The organism is Rhodopseudomonas palustris HaA2 (assembly GCF_000013365.1).
Lineage (GTDB): Bacteria > Pseudomonadota > Alphaproteobacteria > Rhizobiales > Xanthobacteraceae > Rhodopseudomonas > Rhodopseudomonas palustris_J.
Window position 1 is genome coordinate 751,340 of record NC_007778.1, and the last position, 18,000, is coordinate 769,339.

General features: G+C 67.4%; 19 protein-coding genes and 1 other RNA gene. 6 read left to right on the plus strand and 14 right to left on the minus strand.

Annotated features, from left to right (window positions below; genetic code table 11):
- Positions 1-63: 63 nt before the first annotated feature.
- From RPB_RS03400 to ffs, 3 genes are all read right to left on the minus strand, one after another.
- Positions 64-384 (minus strand): YbaB/EbfC family nucleoid-associated protein, encoded by a 321-nt coding sequence (locus RPB_RS03400; protein ID WP_011439568.1) that lies wholly within the window; start codon positions 382-384, stop codon positions 64-66.
- A 31-nt stretch (positions 385-415) separates the two neighbouring features.
- Positions 416-2,299, minus strand: a complete 1,884-nt coding sequence (locus tag RPB_RS03405) for a DNA polymerase III subunit gamma/tau (RefSeq protein WP_011439569.1) — start codon at positions 2,297-2,299, stop codon at positions 416-418.
- A gap of 159 nt (positions 2,300-2,458) precedes the next feature.
- Positions 2,459-2,555: signal recognition particle sRNA small type (gene ffs, locus RPB_RS23925), an RNA gene on the minus strand.
- 215 nt (positions 2,556-2,770) lie between these two features.
- On the opposite strand from ffs, the gene RPB_RS03410 reads away from it, so the two are divergent.
- From RPB_RS03410 to RPB_RS03420, 3 genes are read left to right on the plus strand one after another with little or no spacing between them, the layout of a single operon-like run.
- Complete coding sequence (locus tag RPB_RS03410) at positions 2,771-3,187, plus strand: HIT domain-containing protein (protein WP_011439570.1); 417 nt, start codon at positions 2,771-2,773, stop codon at positions 3,185-3,187.
- Between the two features lie 4 nt (positions 3,188-3,191).
- Positions 3,192-4,124, plus strand: a complete 933-nt coding sequence (gene nudC / locus RPB_RS03415) for an NAD(+) diphosphatase (protein WP_011439571.1) — start codon at positions 3,192-3,194, stop codon at positions 4,122-4,124.
- The gene (locus RPB_RS03420) at positions 4,121-5,050 is read left to right on the plus strand and encodes a sugar kinase (protein WP_011439572.1); all 930 of its coding nucleotides are present in this window, start codon (positions 4,121-4,123) and stop codon (positions 5,048-5,050) included. Before nudC ends, RPB_RS03420 begins: the two co-directional genes overlap by 4 nt.
- 53 nt (positions 5,051-5,103) lie before the next feature.
- Here the strand turns inward: RPB_RS03420 and RPB_RS03425 are convergent, their stop codons facing one another.
- Entirely contained in the window at positions 5,104-6,333 is a 1,230-nt protein-coding gene (locus RPB_RS03425) for a DNA recombination protein RmuC (RefSeq protein ID WP_011439573.1), read from the minus strand.
- A gap of 148 nt (positions 6,334-6,481) precedes the next feature.
- Here RPB_RS03425 and def point away from each other — a divergent pair, with 148 nt between their 5' ends.
- The 3 genes from def to truA all read left to right on the plus strand — a co-directional run bounded on the left by def (position 6,482) and on the right by truA (position 8,949).
- Positions 6,482-7,009 (plus strand): peptide deformylase, encoded by a 528-nt coding sequence (gene def / locus RPB_RS03430; RefSeq protein WP_011439574.1) that lies wholly within the window; start codon positions 6,482-6,484, stop codon positions 7,007-7,009.
- Between the two features lie 74 nt (positions 7,010-7,083).
- Positions 7,084-8,022, plus strand: coding sequence for a methionyl-tRNA formyltransferase (fmt, locus tag RPB_RS03435; RefSeq protein WP_011439575.1), 939 nt, complete (start codon positions 7,084-7,086; stop codon positions 8,020-8,022).
- A gap of 189 nt (positions 8,023-8,211) precedes the next feature.
- On the plus strand, positions 8,212-8,949 hold the full coding sequence (gene truA, locus RPB_RS03440) for a tRNA pseudouridine(38-40) synthase TruA (RefSeq protein WP_011439576.1): 738 nt from the start codon (positions 8,212-8,214) through the stop codon (positions 8,947-8,949).
- Between the two features lie 345 nt (positions 8,950-9,294).
- Here truA and dapE read toward each other — a convergent pair whose 3' ends face one another.
- The 10 genes from dapE to rpmH form a co-directional block, all read right to left on the minus strand.
- A complete protein-coding gene (gene dapE / locus RPB_RS03445) occupies positions 9,295-10,464 on the minus strand; it encodes a succinyl-diaminopimelate desuccinylase (RefSeq protein ID WP_011439577.1) in 1,170 nt (389 codons plus the stop codon).
- A 7-nt stretch (positions 10,465-10,471) separates the two neighbouring features.
- The gene (gene dapD, locus RPB_RS03450) at positions 10,472-11,317 is read right to left on the minus strand and encodes a 2,3,4,5-tetrahydropyridine-2,6-dicarboxylate N-succinyltransferase (RefSeq protein ID WP_011439578.1); all 846 of its coding nucleotides are present in this window, start codon (positions 11,315-11,317) and stop codon (positions 10,472-10,474) included.
- A gap of 64 nt (positions 11,318-11,381) precedes the next feature.
- On the minus strand, positions 11,382-12,092 hold the full coding sequence (locus tag RPB_RS03455; protein WP_011439579.1) for a pyrimidine 5'-nucleotidase: 711 nt from the start codon (positions 12,090-12,092) through the stop codon (positions 11,382-11,384).
- Positions 12,089-13,045 (minus strand): DUF1036 domain-containing protein, encoded by a 957-nt coding sequence (locus tag RPB_RS03460; protein ID WP_011439580.1) that lies wholly within the window; start codon positions 13,043-13,045, stop codon positions 12,089-12,091. Before RPB_RS03460 ends, RPB_RS03455 begins: the two co-directional genes overlap by 4 nt.
- Positions 13,046-13,260: 215 nt before the next feature.
- Positions 13,261-14,157 carry an acetylglutamate kinase gene (gene argB / locus RPB_RS03465; RefSeq protein ID WP_011439581.1) on the minus strand — a complete coding sequence of 299 codons (897 nt, stop codon included), beginning with the start codon at positions 14,155-14,157 and terminating at the stop codon, positions 13,261-13,263.
- Positions 14,158-14,318: 161 nt separating this feature from the next.
- Positions 14,319-14,687, minus strand: a complete 369-nt coding sequence (locus RPB_RS03470; protein ID WP_011439582.1) for a DUF423 domain-containing protein — start codon at positions 14,685-14,687, stop codon at positions 14,319-14,321.
- Positions 14,687-15,337: a ribosome biogenesis GTP-binding protein YihA/YsxC gene (gene yihA, locus RPB_RS03475; RefSeq protein WP_011439583.1), complete on the minus strand. Its 651-nt coding sequence runs from the start codon at positions 15,335-15,337 to the stop codon at positions 14,687-14,689. Before yihA ends, RPB_RS03470 begins: the two co-directional genes overlap by 1 nt.
- A gap of 105 nt (positions 15,338-15,442) precedes the next feature.
- Complete coding sequence (yidC, locus tag RPB_RS03480; protein WP_011439584.1) at positions 15,443-17,332, minus strand: membrane protein insertase YidC; 1,890 nt, start codon at positions 17,330-17,332, stop codon at positions 15,443-15,445.
- Between the two features lie 16 nt (positions 17,333-17,348).
- Entirely contained in the window at positions 17,349-17,690 is a 342-nt protein-coding gene (rnpA, locus tag RPB_RS03485) for a ribonuclease P protein component (protein ID WP_011439585.1), read from the minus strand.
- A 23-nt stretch (positions 17,691-17,713) separates the two neighbouring features.
- Positions 17,714-17,848, minus strand: coding sequence for a 50S ribosomal protein L34 (gene rpmH / locus RPB_RS23930; protein WP_008542748.1), 135 nt, complete (start codon positions 17,846-17,848; stop codon positions 17,714-17,716).
- Positions 17,849-18,000: the final 152 nt, after the last annotated feature.

Sequence of the window (18,000 nt, forward strand, 5' to 3'; positions counted from 1 at the left end):
CAGGCGTTGGGAGACGCCCGCCGGCCCGCCGGCGAGAAATTGCGAATCGGTATTTCTGGAAGACTAGCCCAGCCCGAGGCCGGGCGGCAGGCCGAGCCCGCCGGTCAGCGCCTGCATCTTCTCCTGCATCGCCGCTTCCGCCTTGCGATGCGCGTCGGCGAGCGCCGCGACCAGCAGATCCTCCAGCACCTCGCCTTCGTCCGCCTTCAGCAGCGACGGGTCGATCGAAACGCCGCGCACTTCCATCTTGGCGCTCATCCGGATCTTGACCAGGCCGCCGCCGGACAGGCCTTCGACCTCGATCTGATCGAGCTCCGCCTGCATCGCCTTCATCTTCGACTGCAGCTGCGCCGCCTGTTTCATCATGCCGAGGAAATCAGCCATGATCTGTTCCTTCTCGAAAGAGCCAGAATTCTCAAGAATCGTCGTCGTCGTCGACCGGATCGACGGCGCCTTCGATACCAGCATCGGTCTGGGCCGGCTCGGTGGCGAGCCGCCGCACCTCGATCACCTTGGCGCCGGGAAACCGCGCCAGCACCTCCTGCACCCGCGGATCGCTCTCCGCGGCGCGCTCGCGCTCGTTCTTCTGCGCCTCGTTCTGTGAGCGCAGCGTCGGCTGGCCCGGCTCGTTCGACACGATCACGGTCCAGCGCCGCCCGGTCCATTGTTCGAGCTTGCGGCCGAGCTCGCCGATCAGGCTGCGCGACGCGGTGCGCTCCAGCGCCAGTTCGAGCCGGCCGTCCTCGATCCGCACCAGCCGAACATCGGCTTCCAGCGCCATCCGGGTCATCACATCGCGCTTTTCCGACGCGAGCGCGACGAGCTGCGGGAAACTTGTGATCGTCAGCGCCGCGGGGGTCGGCTGCGGAGCCGCGGCGGGCTGCGGCCGCGCCATCGACGGCTGGCTCATCGTCGCGCCACCGCGCGGCGCCATTGCGGCCGGCGTAGCGTAATTTGGCGGAGCTGATGCCATTGCGGAGGGTGGAGCGGAGGGCGGAGCCGACGGCGCGTCACGCGGCGCACTGCCGCCGGACGGCAGCGAACCGCCGCCGCCGCCACCTTGCTCGATCATCCGGATCGCTTCATCCGGCGTCGGCAGATCGGCCGCGTACGCAATCCGCACCAGCACCATTTCGGCGGCTGCGGCGGGGCGCGTCGCGCCTTGCACTTCGGCGATGCCCTTGAGCAGCATCTGCCACATCCGCGACAGCACCCGCATCGACAGCCGGGTCGCAAATTCGCGCCCGCGCAGCCGCTCGGTCTCGCCGAACGCCACATTGTCGGCGGTCGCCGGCACGATCTTGACCCGCGTCACGAAGTTCACGAATTCGGCGAGATCGCTCAGCACCACCACCGGATCGGCGCCGGTGTCGTATTGATCGCGGAATTCCGCGAAGGCGGCGGCGATGTCGCCGCGCGCCAGCGCATCGAACAGCTCGATCACCCGGGTACGATCGGCGAGGCCGAGCATCTGCCGGACCTGATCGGCGCGCACCAGACCGGCCGCATGGGCGATCGCCTGATCGAACAGCGACAGCGAATCGCGCACCGAGCCTTCGGCGGCGCGGGCGATGATGCCGAGCGCTTCGGCCTCGACCTCGACGCCTTCTTTCTCGGCTATACCGCCGAGGTGCTTCATCAGCACGTCGGCCTCGACGCGGCGCAGATCGAAACGCTGGCAGCGCGACAGCACCGTCACCGGCACCTTGCGGATCTCGGTGGTGGCGAACACGAATTTGGCGTGCTCCGGCGGTTCCTCCAGCGTCTTCAGGAAAGCGTTGAACGCCGCCGTCGACAGCATGTGGACTTCGTCGATGATGTAGACCTTGTAGCGCGCGCTGGCCGGGGCGTAGCGCACGCTGTCGTTGATCTGGCGGACGTCGTCGACCCCGGTATGCGAGGCGGCGTCCATCTCCAGCACGTCCATGTGCCGGCTTTCCATGATCGCCTTGCAGTGCACGCCGTGCACCGGCATGTGGATGGTCGGCCCCTTCACCGAACCGTCCGGCAGCTCGTAATTCAGCGCCCGCGCCAGGATGCGCGCCGTGGTGGTCTTGCCGACGCCGCGGACGCCGGTGAGGATCCAGGCCTGCGGAATCCGCCCGGTATCGAACGCGTTGGAGACGGTGCGCACCACCGCTTCCTGGCCGATCAGGTCTTCGAAGCTGTTGGGACGATACTTACGCGCCAGCACCCGATAGGCGCCGGCCGGAGCGCCACCCGAGGCGCCTGCAGTCGGCGCGAGGCCGGTCCGATCCGAATCGTCCGAAGGGGTCGCGGGAGGGCCTGCGTCGGTCATCGGGCGTTCCGCAATGTGTTCTCTCTCGGGGCCGCATTGCGGAACGGGACGGAGGCTGTCCGGCGGGGACCCGGCCCGACACCCGTCCGACACCGGCACTGAAGGGTCGGCCGGATACGCCACCGTGGATCGACCGGCGCGCAACGGCCGGAAAAACGAGTAGGAGACTGACGAGCGACCCGATCCGGACCTCGTTAGGGCTGCTTCCTTCCGGACCTGACCCGGTTGGCGAGTGGCTCGTCCACCGCCAATCTCCCGGTCCCTATTTGGAGCCAAAACCGCCCGAATGCAAGCGGCCGCGCCGCGTCTTGGACCTTCGGACAGGGCGAGCCCCCAACGTTCCGGAGGCGGCGAGGAATTCAGCATCGCGCCGCCGCTTTCGTGCCATCGACCGAGTTGCTATGGAGAGGCGGGGCCCGTACCCGCAACCACGCAAGAGCCCGCTTTTGCCAACGGGCCGATGGAACCGACATGCCCGCCGATTGGTCGCTCAGTCCTCAGCTCGAAAAAGACACCATCAACATCGGCGATCTGCCGCTCAGCCGCGTGCTGGTGATCAAGGACGCGAATTATCCGTGGCTGCTGCTGGTGCCGCGCCGCGCCGGCGCAGTCGAGATCACCGACCTCGACGAGGTCGCGCAGGCGCAGTTGATGACGGAAATCTCCCGGGTCGGCCGCGCGCTCAAGGACATCACCAAATGCGACAAGCTGAACATCGCCGCCCTCGGCAATGTGGTGCCGCAGCTGCATGTCCATGTGATCGCGCGACGCGCCAACGACGCCGCCTGGCCGCGCCCGGTGTGGGGCGTGGTGCCGGCGCTGCCGCACGACGCCGAGGAAGTGCAGCACTTCATCAGCGCGCTGCGGCGCAAGATCTGGCTGGGCTGAGCCGATGAGCAGCGCCTTTCCGCTCGGCCAGCCGGCCTTCGTCAGCAACATCCTCGACCGCGCCGCGCATCTGCGCCGCGACGATTCCAAGCTGATGGCAATGGAGGACAAAAGCGACACCCGCGCCTATGTGGTGCATCGCGATTCGCTGGTGGTGAAGCACGAGGACGGCGGCCCGCGCGCGCTGCTGTCGATCAAGGAGGCGCTGTCGCTCGGCGCCAATCCCGGCACGATCTTCCTCGGCCTGCGCGACGGCGCGGCGGTGTTCGGCATGGGCATCGGCGCTACGGCAGTCGAGACGCTGATGACGCGCAGCGACGCCGGCATCGCCGAGCTGCGCGGCATGGCGATGCAGGGCATCCTGCCGCCGGAACAGCTGTCGGCGATCGCGATGGCGAAATCGATGGTCAGCTGGCACCAGCGCCACGGCTATTGCGCCAATTGCGGCACCCGCACGGCGATGACGCAGGGCGGCTGGAAGCGCGACTGCCCGAACTGCAAGGCCGAGCATTTTCCGCGCACCGACCCGGTGGTGATCATGCTGGTGACGTCCGGCGACAAATGCCTGCTCGGCCGGCAGAAGCCGTTTCCGGCCGGGATGTATTCGTGCCTCGCCGGCTTCGTCGAGGCGGCGGAGACGATCGAGGATGCGGTGCGTCGCGAGATTTTTGAGGAATCCGGCATCCGCTGTTCCGAGGTGCGCTACTACATGACGCAGCCGTGGCCGTACCCATCCTCGCTGATGATCGGTTGTACGGCGATCGCCACGACGGAAGACATCACCATCGATTTCACCGAACTCGAAGATGCGCGCTGGTTCTCGCGCGACGAGGCCGCCGCGATGCTCAATCGCCAGCATCCGGACGGCCTGGTCGGGCCGCACCCGTTCGCGATCGCGCATCATCTGGTCGGCCGCTGGCTGGAGCAGACATCATGACGAACACCGCAAAGCCCAAGCCGCGGATTCTCTGCGTCGGCATTCCGGTCCGCGACCTCACCTTCCGGATCGAGGCGGTGCCGGGCCGCGGCAACAAGATCCCCGCCAGTGCTTATGAAGAGATCTGCGGCGGCAATGCGCTCAATGCCGGGATAGGCATCGCGAGGCTCGGCGGCACCGCGACGATGTGCGGCCCGATGGGCGACGCGAGCGAAATCGCGGGGCGCTTCATCTTCGACAAGCTCGGCGAGGAAGGCATCGCGACCACCGGCCTGATCCACATGCCGGGGCTGGTGACGCCGATTTCCGCCGTGATGGTCGATCCGACCGGCGAGCGCACCATCGTCACCTTCCGTGATCCGCGACTGTGGAACGTCGCGTTGCCGGACGCCGATGCGCTGCTCGAGAACTGCGACGCCATCATGATCGAGAGCCGCTGCGCCGGCTTCGCCACGCCGCTGTGCGCCGAGGCGACCAGGCGCGGGATTCCGGTGGTGGTCGATATCGACAGCGCGATGGCGATGAACGAGGGCCTGCTGACGGCGTCGTCGCATCTGATCTTTTCGGCCGAAGCGCTGCACGCCACCGCCGGCGTCGCCGACGACGAAGCCGCGCTGACCAAGGTGGCGAAGCTGACGCATGCCTTCGTGGCCGTCACCCGCGGCCCGAAGGGGACGCTGTGGCTCGACGCCGACAAACAATTTCAGCAGACCCCGGCGTTCCCGGTGCACGTCGTCGACACGCTCGGCGCCGGCGACATCTTCCACGGCGGCTTCGCGGTGGCGTTCAGCGAGGGCCAGGACATTCCGAGCGCGCTGCGCTTCGCCTCCGCCGCGGCCGCGCTGAAATGCACCAGGCCCGGCGGCGCCTTCGCCTGCCCGGACCGCGCCGAGGTCGAGGCGTTTCTCGCCGACAAGCGGAAGTAATCAGCCGCGGCGCACGCGCGCGCAACGCCGCAGCCGTCTCGTGAGGCGCGGCTTCAGCCCGACGCGACCTCGTCGATTTTGAAGGCGCGCGAGGCGAACAGATCGCGGTCCGGCGCGAGCGGCGCCTCGTCGGCCGATGTCGGTGCCGGCGCCGCTGCGGCGGGCGCGGCGAAATCCAGTTCCTCGATCCGCGCGGCGCGGCGCTCGATCTTATCGGCCGAGACGAGAATCTGGCGGACGTCGTCGTTGACCTGGCCGAAATGCGTCTGCAGCTTGGTGACGCGCTCGCGCAGGCGCGCGAGATCGTCGCCGAGGCTCAGCACTTCGGTGCGGATCTGGTCGGCGGCATCGCGCATCCGCGCGTCTTTCAGGATCTGCTGCATCACTTGGATCGCCAGCATCAGCAGCGACGGCGACACCAGCACGATTCGCGCCCGATAGGCCTTCTGGATGACGTCGTCGAAGCCGTCGTGGATCTCCGCATAGACCGATTCCGACGGCACGAACATCAGCGCGGTGTCCTGGGTCTCGCCGGGGATCAGGTATTTCTCGGCGATGTCGCCGACATGCCGCATCACGTCGATCCGCAGCCGCTGCGATGCGGCTTTCTTCTGCTCGTCGCTGCGGGCCTCGCGCAGCGCCGTCACCGCCTCGAGCGGAAACTTGGCGTCGATGCACAGTGGCCGCTGGTCGGGCAGCAGCACCACGCAGTCCGGCCGCTTGCCGGTCGACAGCGTGTATTGGAACGCGTAGCCGCCTTTCGGCAGGCCGTCCTGCACGATCGATTCCATCCGCGCCTGGCCGAAGGCGCCGCGCGCCTGCTTGTTGGCCAGCACGTCGCGCAGCGTCGTCACCTGGTCGGTCAGTTCGGTGAGATTCTCGTGCGCGCGGTCGATGATGCCGAGCCGCTCGTGCAGCGCCTGCAGGCTCTCCATGGTGTGCCGCGTCGACTGGGTCATCGACTGGCCGAAGCGGTGGGTCACCGTATCCAGCCGCTCGCTGACCGCGCGGGCCATCTCGGCCTGCCGCCCCGCCAGCGCCCGGCCCATCGCATCGACCCGGCCATTGGCCTCGCTCTGGAACCGGATCAGGTCCGACAGCCGCTGCTCGAGGTCGGCGGCGCGGCGGGCCTGCGCCAGCGCCGCGGCGTTGCCGCCCTGCAGCCCGCGCGCGATCACCAGCACGATAGCCAGCAGCAACAGCAGCGCCAGTGCACTGGCGCCGACCAGCGCCATGCCGACGCTGACCGGGGCGCCTCCCGGATCGAACAGAATCTCGTTCATGGCGCGACCGTAGCAGATCGTCCGGCGTTCGCGAACGAAGAGAGAACGTCACGCTGAACAGATCTTTAAGCGGGCCCGCGCCGAAAGTGGCAGATCCTCCGGTCGGTCCCGGATTGACCCGCAAGCGCGCGCGCCTTAAATCGCCGCCATGGCCCTGCGCGAAATCATCATCCTGCCGGACAAGCGGCTGCGTGAAATCTCCAAGCCCGTCGCCGAGGTGACGCCGGAGATCCGCAAGCTCGCGGACGACATGTTCGAGAGCATGTACGAGGCGCCCGGCATCGGGCTGGCGGCGATTCAGATCGCCGAGCCGGTGCGGCTGATCACGATGGACATCGTGCGCAAAGAGGGCAACGGCAAGAGCGATCCGCGGGCCTTCATCAATCCGGAGATCGTCGGCGCCTCGGCCGAGCTGAACGTCTACGAGGAAGGCTGCCTGTCGATCCCGGAATACTACGCCGAGGTCGAGCGGCCCAAGACGGTGCGGATTCGTTACACCGATCTCGACGGTCAGGTGAAGGAAGAGGACGCCGACGGCCTGTTCGCGACCTGCATCCAGCACGAGATCGACCACCTCAACGGCGTGCTGTTCGTCGATCATATCTCGAAGCTGAAAAAGGCGATGGTCGTCCGCAAGTTCGAGAAGGCCGCCAAGCGCGGCATCAAATACGTCTGAGCGTTCGCGCAGACGACCGGCCGACGCGTTGCGGCGCTCGGCCCTTCGTCGGCCCAGACCTGGGACCTCACGCCATGCCTCTTCGCCTCGTTTTCATGGGCACGCCCGATTTCGCGGTGCCGACGCTGCTGGCGCTGTCGGCCTATGGGCACGACATCGCGGCGGTCTATAGCCGCGAGCCGAAGCCGGCCGGGCGCGGCATGAAACTGCAGCACAGCCCGGTGGCGCAGGAGGCGCAGCGGCTCGGGATTCCCGTGCTGACGCCGAAGACGCTGAGAACCGACGAGGCGTTGGCCGAATTCCGCAGCCACGAGGCCGACGCGGCGGTGGTGGTCGCCTACGGCATGATCCTGCCGCAGGCGATCCTCGATGCACCAAAGCTCGGCTGCTACAATCTGCACGGCTCGCTGCTGCCGCGCTGGCGCGGCGCCGCGCCGCTCAACCGCGCCATCATGGCGGGCGACGCCGAATCGGGCGTGATGGTGATGAAGATGGACGTCGGCCTCGACACCGGCGACGTCGCGATGGCCGAGCGGATCGCCATCACCGATGCGATGACCGTCACCGATCTGCACGACGCGCTGGCACGGCTCGGCGCCGACCTGATGGTGCGGGCGATGGCGGCGCTGGAGCGCGGCGGGCTGCAGCTCGCCCGGCAGAGCGAACACGGCGTCAGCTACGCGGCCAAGATCGACAAGGCGGAAGCGAAGATCGATTTCGCCCGGCCGGCGCAGGCGGTGCTGCGCCACATTCACGGGCTGTCGCCGTTTCCCGGCGCGTGGTGCGAACTGCCGATCGACGGCGAGGCGGTGCGGGTCAAGATCCTGCGCTGCGCGCTCGCCGATGGTCGCGGCGCTCCGGGCGAGATGCTGGGCGACGATCTCACCATCGCCTGCGCCGACGGCGCGATCCGCGTGCTGCAATTGCAGCGCGCCGGCAAGCAGCCGATGAGCGCCGACGAGTTCCTGCGCGGCACGCCGATCGCGAAGGGCGTGCGGGTGAGTTCAAGCTGAGGCGGGGCGCCGCCCCACCCACAGCCGTCACCACCCGCGCATGCGGGTGGCCCAGTATCCCAGAGCGTTCATGATTGATAACCAGCGCTCTGCAATACTGGGTCGCCCGGTCGAGCCGGGCGATGACGTGGTGGTGATGGGCTTCGCTCCCGCTCCAGCACCGCGCGCGGTCGCAGAAACAAGAGAAGCATGCCCCGCTACAAACTCACCATCGAATATGACGGCGCGCCGTTTTGCGGCTGGCAGTTGCAGCCGACGTTGCCGTCGGTGCAGGGCGCGCTGGAGGCGGCGGCGCTGGCGACCTGCGGCGAAGCGGTGCGGGTGCACGGCGCCGGCCGCACCGATGCGGGCGTGCACGCGCTGGGGCAGGTGGCGCATGTCGACATTCCGAAGCCGTTCCGCGCCGACAAGCTGCGCGACGCGCTCAACGCCCATGTGCGGCCGCATCCGATCGCGGTCCTGTCCGCCGAACTCGTGGCGGATGATTTCGAGGCGCGGTTCTCGGCGATCCGGCGGCACTACCGCTATCGCATCGTCAACCGCCGCTCCAATCTCGCGCTCGAGCTCGGCAAAGTGTGGCGGGTGCCGAAGCCACTCGACACCGACGCGATGCACCGCGCAGCGCAAGTGCTGATCGGCAAGCACGACTTCACGACGTTCCGCGACACCGAGTGCCAGGCCGCCTCGCCGGCCAAGACGCTGGACGTGCTCGACGTCGTGCGGAACGGCGACGCCGTCGATATCATCACCAATGCGCGTTCCTATCTGCACAGCCAGGTGCGCTCGATGGTCGGCTCCCTGGTGTGGGTCGGCGAAGGCCGCTGGACGGCGGATGATCTCGCCGCCGCGCTCGCCGCCCGCCGCCGCTCCGCCTGCGGCCCGGTGGCGCCGCCGGATGGGTTGTATCTGGTGCAGGTGGATTACTGAGTACTAGAGCTGTTCATCGCTTGATTGAAGCGGCGCGGCATTCTCGAATGCGGAGTCGTCATCCTGAGGTGCGAGCGCAGCGAGCCTCGAAGGATGCGGCGGCCAAGGCGCTTGCGGCTCATCCTTCGAGGCCCGCTGGCCGCGCATGGCGCGGCCAGCGGGCACCTCAGGATGACGGCGGTGATTCCATCAAAAGCAGAGCTGCTCTAAGGGTCACAAACATCTCGTTCGTCATTCCGGGATGGGCCGCGCAGCGGCACAGGCCCGGAATCCATAACCCCTGACAGTGAGTATGGATTCCGGGCTCGCGCTACGCGCGCCCCGGAATGACGAAAGAGAGGTCGTTTACCTGAAGTATCTCTCCAGCACGCCGCGATAGATCGCGGTGAGCTTGTCGAGATCGCTCACGGGCGTGCGTTCGTCGATCTGGTGCATGGTCTGGCCGACCAGGCCGAACTCGACCACCGGACAGTATTTGGCGATGAAGCGCGCATCCGAGGTGCCGCCGCCGGTGTTGAGGTCGGGGCTGCGGCCGGTGATGTCGGCGATCGCGGCCGACACCAGATCGGTGAAGCCGCCGGGCTTCGTCACGAACACATCGGCGTTCGACGGCAGCCATTCGATTCGGGCGCGGATGCGGTTGCCGCAGGCGGCGGCGAGCCGCTGCTCGACCAGCGCGCGCAGCGTCTCCTGGGTGTGGTGATCGTTGAAGCGGATGTTGAACTTGGCGCGGGCCTGCGCCGGGATCACATTGGTGGCCGGATTGCCGACGTCGACCGAGGTGAATTCGAGGTTCGACGGCTGGAATTGCGCCGAGCCTTGATCCAGCGGCTCGTCGTTCAGCGCGGTGATCAACGTTGCGATATCGGGGATCGGATTCGATGCGCGGTGCGGATAGGCGACATGGCCCTGCCGGCCGTCGACGATCAGCACGCCGGACTGCGAGCCGCGCCGACCGATCTTGATGGTGTCGCCGATCGCCTCGACATTGCTCGGCTCGCCGACGATGCAGTGATCGAAGCGCTCGCCGCGTTCGGCGGCCCATTGCAGCAGCTTGACGGTGCCGTTGACGGCGACGTCTTCCTCGTCGCCGGTGATCAGGAACGAGATCGAGCCTTTGCCGGATTGTTGCGGCTGGCCGCCATTCGCGGCCAGATAATCCAGCGTCGCCGCCACCGCGCAGGCGATGCCGCCCTTCATGTCGACCGCGCCGCGGCCGTACAGCAGGCCGCCTTCGACATCGCCTGCGAACGCGCCATGGCTCCATGCGGTTTCTTCGCCGGGCGGCACCACGTCGGTGTGGCCGGCGAAGCAGAGATGCGGCGCACCGTCACCGATCCGCGCGTAGAGATTGTCGATGTCGGCGGTGCCGGGCTCGCTGAAAGTCACCCGATGCGTCGCGAAGCCCGCGTCCTGCAGCAGCGCCTCCAGCACGCCGAGCGCGCCGGCATCGGCCGGCGTCACCGACGGACAGCGCAGCAGCGCCTGCGCGATCTCGAGCGCGGTCGCGGTCACGGCGCGATCAGTCCCGCAGCAATTCGTTGATGCTGGTCTTGGAGCGGGTGCGCTCGTCGACGCGCTTGACGATCACCGCGCAGGCGGTGGCCGGGCCCGGATTGCCGTTCTTCAGCGGCTTGCCCGGCAGCGTGCCGGGCACCAGCACGGCGTATTCGGGCACTTCGCCGATGAAGGTCTCGCCGGTCTCGCGGTCGACGATCTTGGTCGAGGCGCCGAGGAACACGCCCATCGCCAGCACCGCGCCACGGCGGACGATCACGCCCTCGGCGACTTCGGAGCGCGCGCCGATGAAGCAGTCGTCCTCGATGATCACCGGACCCGCCTGCAGCGGCTCCAGCACGCCGCCGATGCCGACGCCGCCGGAGATGTGCACGCGCTTGCCGATCTGCGCGCAGGAGCCGACCGTCGACCAGGTGTCGACCATGGTGGCTTCATCGACATAGGCGCCGAGATTGACGAAGGACGGCATCAGCACCGCGTTCTTGGCGATGAAGGCGGAGCGGCGCACGATCGCGCCCGGCACCGCGCGGAAGCCGGCCTCGCGGAAACGGTTCTCGCCCCAGCCCTCGAATTTCGACGGCACCTTGTCCCACCAGTTCGCGCCGCCGGGGCCGCCGGGAATCGTGCTCATGTCGTTGAGGCGGAACGACAGCAGCACCGCCTTCTTGAGCCACTGGTTGACGGTCCACGTGCCCGACGCCTCGCGCTCGGCAACGCGCGCCTCGCCCTTGTCGAGCAGATCGAGCGCGTGATCGACGGCATCCCGAATCTCGCCCTTGGTCGCGGCGCTGACCGTGTCGCGCGCGTCGAAAGCGGTATTGATGGTGGATTCGAGAGCGGCGTACGACATCGGGAGGTCCTTGGGGCGCAAGATGATTTTCGGGGGATGGTTGTCCGGATTCGGCCGGGGAGAGTCAAGCCAAGCGATCGCGGGCATTCAGCCCCGCCAGAAACCCCGTCAGATCCTCCGTCACGTAGTCGACGTGCACGGCGTCGCGGCCTTCGAGCTCCCAGTCTTCGCGCACCACCTCCTGGCTGCCGTCGGGGACGACCAGCACGGTGGTCATGCCGAGCTGGTGCGGCACTGCGAGGTTGCGGGCGAGGTCTTCGAACATCGCGGCCTTGGCCGGGTTCACGCCGTGCAGGGTCAGGAAGCGCTGATAGGTCTGCGCCGCCGGCTTCGGCTCGAGCTCGGCGGCGACGATGTCGAACACGGCTTCGAAATGGTGATGGATGCCGAGCCGCTCCAGCACCTTGCCGGCGTGGGCGACCGAACCGTTGGTCAGGATCAGCTTGCGGCCGGGCAGTTGGGCGATCGCGGCGCCCATCGCCGGGTTCGCCTCCAGCGGCGAATGGTCGATCGCGTGCACATAGGCCAGGTAATCGTCGGCGCTGACGCCGTGCTCGGTCATCATCCCGCGCATCGTGGTGCCGTAGCGCTTGTAGTAGTCCTTCTGGATACGGAACGCCTCCTCGGGCGTCACTTTCAGCCAGGCGGCGACGAAATCGCGGATCCGTCCGTCGACCTGCTGCCACAGATTGAGATGATGCGGATACAGCGTGTTGTCGAGGTCGAACACCCAGGTGTCGACATGGCCGAAGCCGCGGAGCGAGGGCTGTTTCATGGTGTGGTGAACCGCAATGTTCGGCTGCCGCCGGAGAGGTCGGCCGGTGCGAAGCCGGTGGCGTTCAGCCCGCGTGCCGAGCAGTCGCCCTGTTCGCTGATTTCGAATTTGCTGTCGCGCGTGCACAGCAGCGTCGCGCCGCCCCAGTTCAGCGGCTTGCCCTTCAGGAGGATCGGGCGGGCGTTGTCGTCGACCGCTTCGGCGAAACTGAACACCCGCTTCGGCTGCGCGCCGAGGTCGGGCCGCAGGCACTTGCCGGGCTCGATCCGGTACCAGCCGCGGCTGCTGATGGTCTTGCCGTCGTCTTCGCCGACCGCAGCCATGATCTTGGCCTTGGTGTCGTTGCACCAGGTCAGGCCGGTCCCCGACGGCGCCTCGACCGCCTTGATCATCGTATCGAAGAAGTCCGGCGCGTCGACGGCGTCCGGCTTCAGGCCGCTGCGCTTCAGAAACGCGGCGAGAGCGGCCTGCGTCTTCGGGCCGTCGACACCGTCGATCGGCGCGGCGTCGTAGCCGGCGATCACCAGCAGCCGCTGGATCGCGGCGAGCTTGGCCTGCTCGTCGTCATAGCCGCTGTCCTCGGCGAGATAGGAGACCATGACGCCGTCCTCGGTCTGGGCCGGCCTGATCTCGGTGAATGCCGCCAGCGTCTGGCCGCTGCGGCACTGTCGCGCGGCGGCGATGACGAAATTGTCCTGCGCGACGCACAGCGGGTCGGTGCCGTTCTGCGGCACCGGCGAGGCGCCGTAGACCGCGAGCGAACGCGCATGCAGCATCACCCGGTCGGCGGTCAGCGCCCCCTGCAGCACGACGCGGCATCGCGCCGGATCGATCCGGAACCAGCCGCGCGTCGCCGTGGTGGCCTTGTCGTCGATTCCGATCGCGGCCTCGATCACGTAGCTCATGCGGTTGCAGATCTTGAGATCGGCGTGGGCCGTGGTCGGCAGCGCCATCAACGACAACACCGTCATGGTGAGGAGGCGCGCGCAGCGCGCCGGTTCGAACCATGGCGACCTGCGGCCATCCTTCGAGACGCCCGGCGCCGCCCTGCGGGCGACGTCGGGCTCCTCAGGATGACGGCCGAGCGGGTGGATGGCTTGATGACTTGGCTTCAGGGGCGCCGCGCCGATCACCTTCGTCATGCCCGGGCTACTGGGCGCCGCGCTCATCACTTGTGGATCAGCGTGCCGGTGCCCTGGTTGGTGAACAGTTCGAGCAGCACCGCGTGCGGGACCTTGCCGTCGAGGATGACGACGCCCTCGACGCCCTGTTCGAGCGCGTAGATGCAGGTCTCGACCTTGGGGATCATGCCGCCCGAGATGGTGCCGTCGGCGATCAGCTTGCGGGCGTCCTTGATCGACAGTTCGGGGATCAGTTTCTTGGTCTGATCGAGCACGCCCGGCACGTCGGTCAAGAGCAGCAGGCGCTTGGCCTTCAGCGCGCCGGCGACGGCACCCGCAAAAGTGTCGGCATTGACGTTGAAGGTCTGGCCGCTCGACGAGGTCGCCAGCGGCGCCAGCACCGGGATCAGCTCGTGGCCGATCAGCTGGTTCAGCAGCGTGAGATCGACCTTCTCGGGCTCGCCGACGAAGCCGAGATCGACCACTTCCTCGATCCGCGAATCCGGATCGACCATGGTGCGCGTCGCCTTGGAGGCGGTGACCATGTTGCCGTCCTTGCCGCACAGGCCGACCGCCTTGCCGCCGGCCTCGTTGATGTAGCCGACCAGTTGCTTGTTGATCGAGCCGGCCAGCACCATCTCGACGATCTCGATGGTGGCGCCGTCGGTGATGCGCAGGCCCGCCGCGAACTCGGACTTGATGCCGAGCCGCTTCAGCATGGTGGCGATCTGCGGGCCGCCGCCATGCACCACCACCGGGTTCACCGCGGTCTGCTCGAGCAGCACGATATCGCGGGCGAACGCCTTGGCGTCGTCCTCGGCGCCCATGGCGTGGCCGCCATATTTGATGACGATGGTTTCCTCGTCGTAGCGCTGCATATGCGGCAGCGCCTCGGACAGGATCCGGGCCTGATCGAGCGGGCTGATGATTGGCGCGTCGGTCATGAAGCGGGTCTTTCGCTGGGTTTGGCCATGGGACTTGCGATGCGTCGTGCGATTCTTGGTGCGATGGGCGGTACGATTCTTGGGGCAGGCTTGGCGGGGAGAATCGCTAGCATTTCGGCGCGGCCGATCAAAGGGGCCGAATCCGCAGCCCGTGTCTGTCGCTAGCGCCGCGCCAGCAGCGCCGCGACCGCCAGCAGCAGCCAGCTTCCGATCAGCAGCATGCCGCCGGTCGGCGCCGCCATCGGAAACAGCGACTGGCCGGCAAACTGCCGCAGCGACAGGTCGCCGGCGAACAGCGCGGTGCCGAGCACGAAGCCGAAGCTGGCGGCGAGGCCGGGGATGCGGTGGACGAGGCCGCGGTCGGCCAGCAGGGCGGCCGCGAGGATCGCGCTGGCGTGAAACAGCAGCATCGACGAGGCCGGGCCGAGCCGCGCGGCATCGGGGACATGGGCGGCGGCGGCCGCCAGCGCGACGCCGGCGGCGCCATACAGGCCGGCGATCACGATCGCGAGGCGGACAAAGACAGCCATCAGCGGCGCTCGTCGAGCAGGCGGATCATCGCGGCGCGCAGCTCGGGCATTCCGGCGCCGGTGCGCGACGACGTCGTCAGCAATTCGGGGAAAGCGGCGGGATGCTTCGCCAGCGCGGTTCTGGTCGCGTCGACGCGCTCGGCAAGCTCGGCGGCTTTGACCTGGTCGGCCTTGGTCAGCACGATCTGATAGCTGACGGCGGCCTTGTCGAGCGTCTTGAGAATGTCGAGATCGACGTCCTTGAGGCCGTGGCGGCCGTCGATCAGCACATAGACCCGCGCCAGCGTCGCCCGGCCCTGCAGGAATTTGTGGATCAGCGAGGTCCAGGACGCGACTTTGGCCTTGGACGCGGCGGCGTAGCCGTAGCCCGGCATGTCGACCAGACGCAGGCCGGCGCCCGGCGGGCCGTCGAAGAAGATCAGTTCCTGGGTGCGGCCGGGCGTGTGCGAGGTCCGCGCCAGCGCGTTGCGCCCGGTCAGCGCGTTGATCAGGCTGGATTTGCCGACATTGGAGCGGCCCGCGAAGGCGACTTCGAGGCCGTCCATCGGCGGCAGCGTCTCGATCGAGGGCGACGCCCAGATGAAATGCCAGTCGCCGGCGAAGGTCTTGCGGCCGCGTTCGATCAGGTCCGGGTCGATGGTCTCGGTCATGTGGCGCCGCTCTGATGTCGTCGGATCATCCTACGCCCCAAAACGTGGATGGCCGGGACGAGCCCGGCCATGACGTGGTGTTGCTGCGGTGTCGGGCAGCGGACTCTATGCCGCTTTCTTCTTCTTCGTGAAGGCCGCTCTCAGATTGTCGAACAGCTCCACCTTCACGCCGTTGCGGCGCATGATGTAGGCCTGCTGGATCACCGACAGCAGGTTGTTCCAGGCCCAGTAGATCACCAGACCGGCCGGGAAGTGCGCCAGCATGAAGGTGAAGATCACCGGCATCCAGGCGAAGATCATCTGCTGCGTCGGATCCGGCGGCTGCGGATTGAGCTTCATCTGGAACCACATCGTGAAGCCCATCACCAGCGGCCAGACGCCGAGCACCAAATAGTGGCCGAGCACCGGGATCGCGGTCGGATCGAACGGCAGCAGTCCGAACAGATTGAACAGATTGGTCGGGTCCGCCGCCGACAGATCGTGGATCCAGCCGAAGAACGGCGCGTGGCGCATTTCGATGGTGACGAACAGCACCTTGTACAGCGAGAAGAACACCGGGATCTGCAGCAGCACCGGCAGACAGCCGGCGACCGGATTGATCTTCTCCTTGCGGTAGATCTCCATCATCTCCTGCTGCTGCTTCGCCTTGTCGTCCGGATGACGCTCCTTCAGCGCGAGCAGCTGCGGCTGGATCGCCTTCATCTTGGCCATCGAGGCGTAGGATTTGTTCGCCAGCGGCAGGAACAGCACCTTGATCAGCACCGTCACCAGCAGGATGGCGACGCCGAAATTCCCGACCAGATGGAAGAAGAAGTCGAGCGCCAGGAACATCGGCTTGGTGATGAAGTAGAACCAGCCCCAGTCGATCAGCAGGTCGAAATGGTTCAGCCCGAGCTGCTGATTGTAGCCGCCGAGGCCCGCGAACGGGAAGTTGATGCCGACGACGCGCGCTTCCTTGGCGCCGGCGAACAGCCGGGCGTTGGCCGTCACGGTGCCGCCGATCGGCACCGTCTTGGCGTCTTCGAGATAGTCGGTCTGATAGGTGCGGGTGGCGCCGACCTGATTCGACGAGAACCGCGCCTGGAGCTGCGCATTGGTGTCCGGCAGCAGCGCCGAGGCCCAGTATTTGTCGGTGATGCCCATCCAGGCATTGGTCGCCTTGAAGCCCACCGTCTTGGCTTCGTCGATCTTGGCGTAACCGTATTCCTGCAGGCCGTGCTCGCCGAGATAGCCGATCAGGCCTTCATGCAGAATGTAGTAGCCCTCGACATGCGGCGTGCCATGGCGCGAGATCAGCGCGTAGGGGTACAGCGTCACCGGGCTGCTGCCGACATTGGTGACGTCGTCCTTCACGGTGAACAGATAGCGGTCGTCGACCGCGATCTGGCGGCGGAAGGTGAGACCTTCGCCGTTGTCCCATGTCAGCGTGATCGGGCTGCTCGGCGTCAGCGCGCCGGAGCCTTGCTGCTGCCACATCGTGTTCTGGTCGGGCAGCTTGACGTTGGAGCCCGCCGCGCCGACCCAGCCGAATTCGGCATAATAGGGATTGGCGCCGCCGGACGGCGAGAACAGATGGATCGGCGGCGATTTCGGGTCGACCGTCTCGCGCAACTGGGTCAGCGACAGATCGTCGATCCGCGCGCCCTTCAGCGAAATCGTGCCGTCGAGGCGCGGGGTTTCGACCTTGATCCGCGGCGACGCCGCGATCGCCGCCTCGCGGCTGACCACCGGCGCATTGCCGGACTGCCGGGCTGCCGGCGCGCCTGGGGCTCCGGGAGCACCGGGCGCTGCCGACGCCGCCGGAGCGTTCGGCGCACCCGGCGTGGTCGCGGCCGGGGCCTGCTGGGTCGGCTGCTTGGCCGCGTCCTGCTGCTGTTGCGCCTGCTGGGCGGCGCGCTGCTTCTCCATCTGCGGGATGTTGAAGAAGTACTGCCAGCCGAGCAGCACGAGGCCCGACAGAATCACGGCGAGGATGGTGTTGCGATTGTCGCTCATCGGGTCAGGTCTCGCTTCAATCCGGTTTCGACGACCGCCGCGCAATGCGGTCGAGCGCGGAGCGCAGATCGCCGAGCATGACAGCAAAGTCGCGGCTCAGCGCCGCACGGCGGCCGACCAGCACATAGTCGCTGTTGGGCAGCATCAGACCGCGGTCCGCGCGCTTCACCAACTCGCGCAGCCTGCGGCGAATTCGATTGCGTTCGGTCGCGGTGCCGATTTTCTTGGTCACGGTAAAGCCGACCCGGACCGGACCTGGATCGTCGCGGCGTCGGCCTTGCAGCACGAAAGCAGGCCCACTGATCCGCCGCCCGTTGGCAACGGCGAGGAAGTCCGCCCGCTGCCGTAATCGGTCCATGCTTTGATCCCGGGAGGACCCGCTCAGGCGCTCAGACGCTTGCGTCCGCGGGCGCGGCGCGCCGCGAGCACCTTGCGACCACCGGCGGTGGCGAGACGGGCGCGAAAGCCGTGACGGCGCTTGCGCACCAGTTTGCTTGGTTGATAAGTCCGCTTCACGGGTCGTTCTCCGCTGACCGGGTAAGTGCTTCAGAATGTTGAGATAAGCCCGATGATGAGGCTCACGAATGAGCCGAAAGCAGCCCAAAAAATGAACCGCCCCGGTCGAGCCGGGCCATCGCGGACAGTAGGCGCGGCTTATACGGGAGCGA

Bases quoted from the DNA above. Each gene is read 5' to 3' on its own strand.
- RPB_RS03400 (WP_011439568.1), bottom strand. From the start codon at position 384: ATGGCTGATTTCCTCGGCATGATGAAACAGGCGGCGCAGCTGCAGTCG.
- RPB_RS03405 (WP_011439569.1), bottom strand. From the start codon at position 2,299: ATGACCGACGCAGGCCCTCCCGCGACCCCTTCGGACGATTCGGATCGG.
- RPB_RS03410 (WP_011439570.1), top strand. From the start codon at position 2,771: ATGCCCGCCGATTGGTCGCTCAGTCCTCAGCTCGAAAAAGACACCATC.
- nudC (WP_011439571.1), top strand. From the start codon at position 3,192: ATGAGCAGCGCCTTTCCGCTCGGCCAGCCGGCCTTCGTCAGCAACATC.
- RPB_RS03420 (WP_011439572.1), top strand. From the start codon at position 4,121: ATGACGAACACCGCAAAGCCCAAGCCGCGGATTCTCTGCGTCGGCATT.
- RPB_RS03425 (WP_011439573.1), bottom strand. From the start codon at position 6,333: ATGAACGAGATTCTGTTCGATCCGGGAGGCGCCCCGGTCAGCGTCGGC.
- def (WP_011439574.1), top strand. From the start codon at position 6,482: ATGGCCCTGCGCGAAATCATCATCCTGCCGGACAAGCGGCTGCGTGAA.
- fmt (WP_011439575.1), top strand. From the start codon at position 7,084: ATGCCTCTTCGCCTCGTTTTCATGGGCACGCCCGATTTCGCGGTGCCG.
- truA (WP_011439576.1), top strand. From the start codon at position 8,212: ATGCCCCGCTACAAACTCACCATCGAATATGACGGCGCGCCGTTTTGC.
- dapD (WP_011439578.1), bottom strand. From the start codon at position 11,317: ATGTCGTACGCCGCTCTCGAATCCACCATCAATACCGCTTTCGACGCG.
- RPB_RS03455 (WP_011439579.1), bottom strand. From the start codon at position 12,092: ATGAAACAGCCCTCGCTCCGCGGCTTCGGCCATGTCGACACCTGGGTG.
- RPB_RS03460 (WP_011439580.1), bottom strand. From the start codon at position 13,045: ATGGCGCTGCCGACCACGGCCCACGCCGATCTCAAGATCTGCAACCGC.
- argB (WP_011439581.1), bottom strand. From the start codon at position 14,157: ATGACCGACGCGCCAATCATCAGCCCGCTCGATCAGGCCCGGATCCTG.
- RPB_RS03470 (WP_011439582.1), bottom strand. From the start codon at position 14,687: ATGGCTGTCTTTGTCCGCCTCGCGATCGTGATCGCCGGCCTGTATGGC.
- yihA (WP_011439583.1), bottom strand. From the start codon at position 15,337: ATGACCGAGACCATCGACCCGGACCTGATCGAACGCGGCCGCAAGACC.
- yidC (WP_011439584.1), bottom strand. From the start codon at position 17,332: ATGAGCGACAATCGCAACACCATCCTCGCCGTGATTCTGTCGGGCCTC.
- rnpA (WP_011439585.1), bottom strand. From the start codon at position 17,690: ATGGACCGATTACGGCAGCGGGCGGACTTCCTCGCCGTTGCCAACGGG.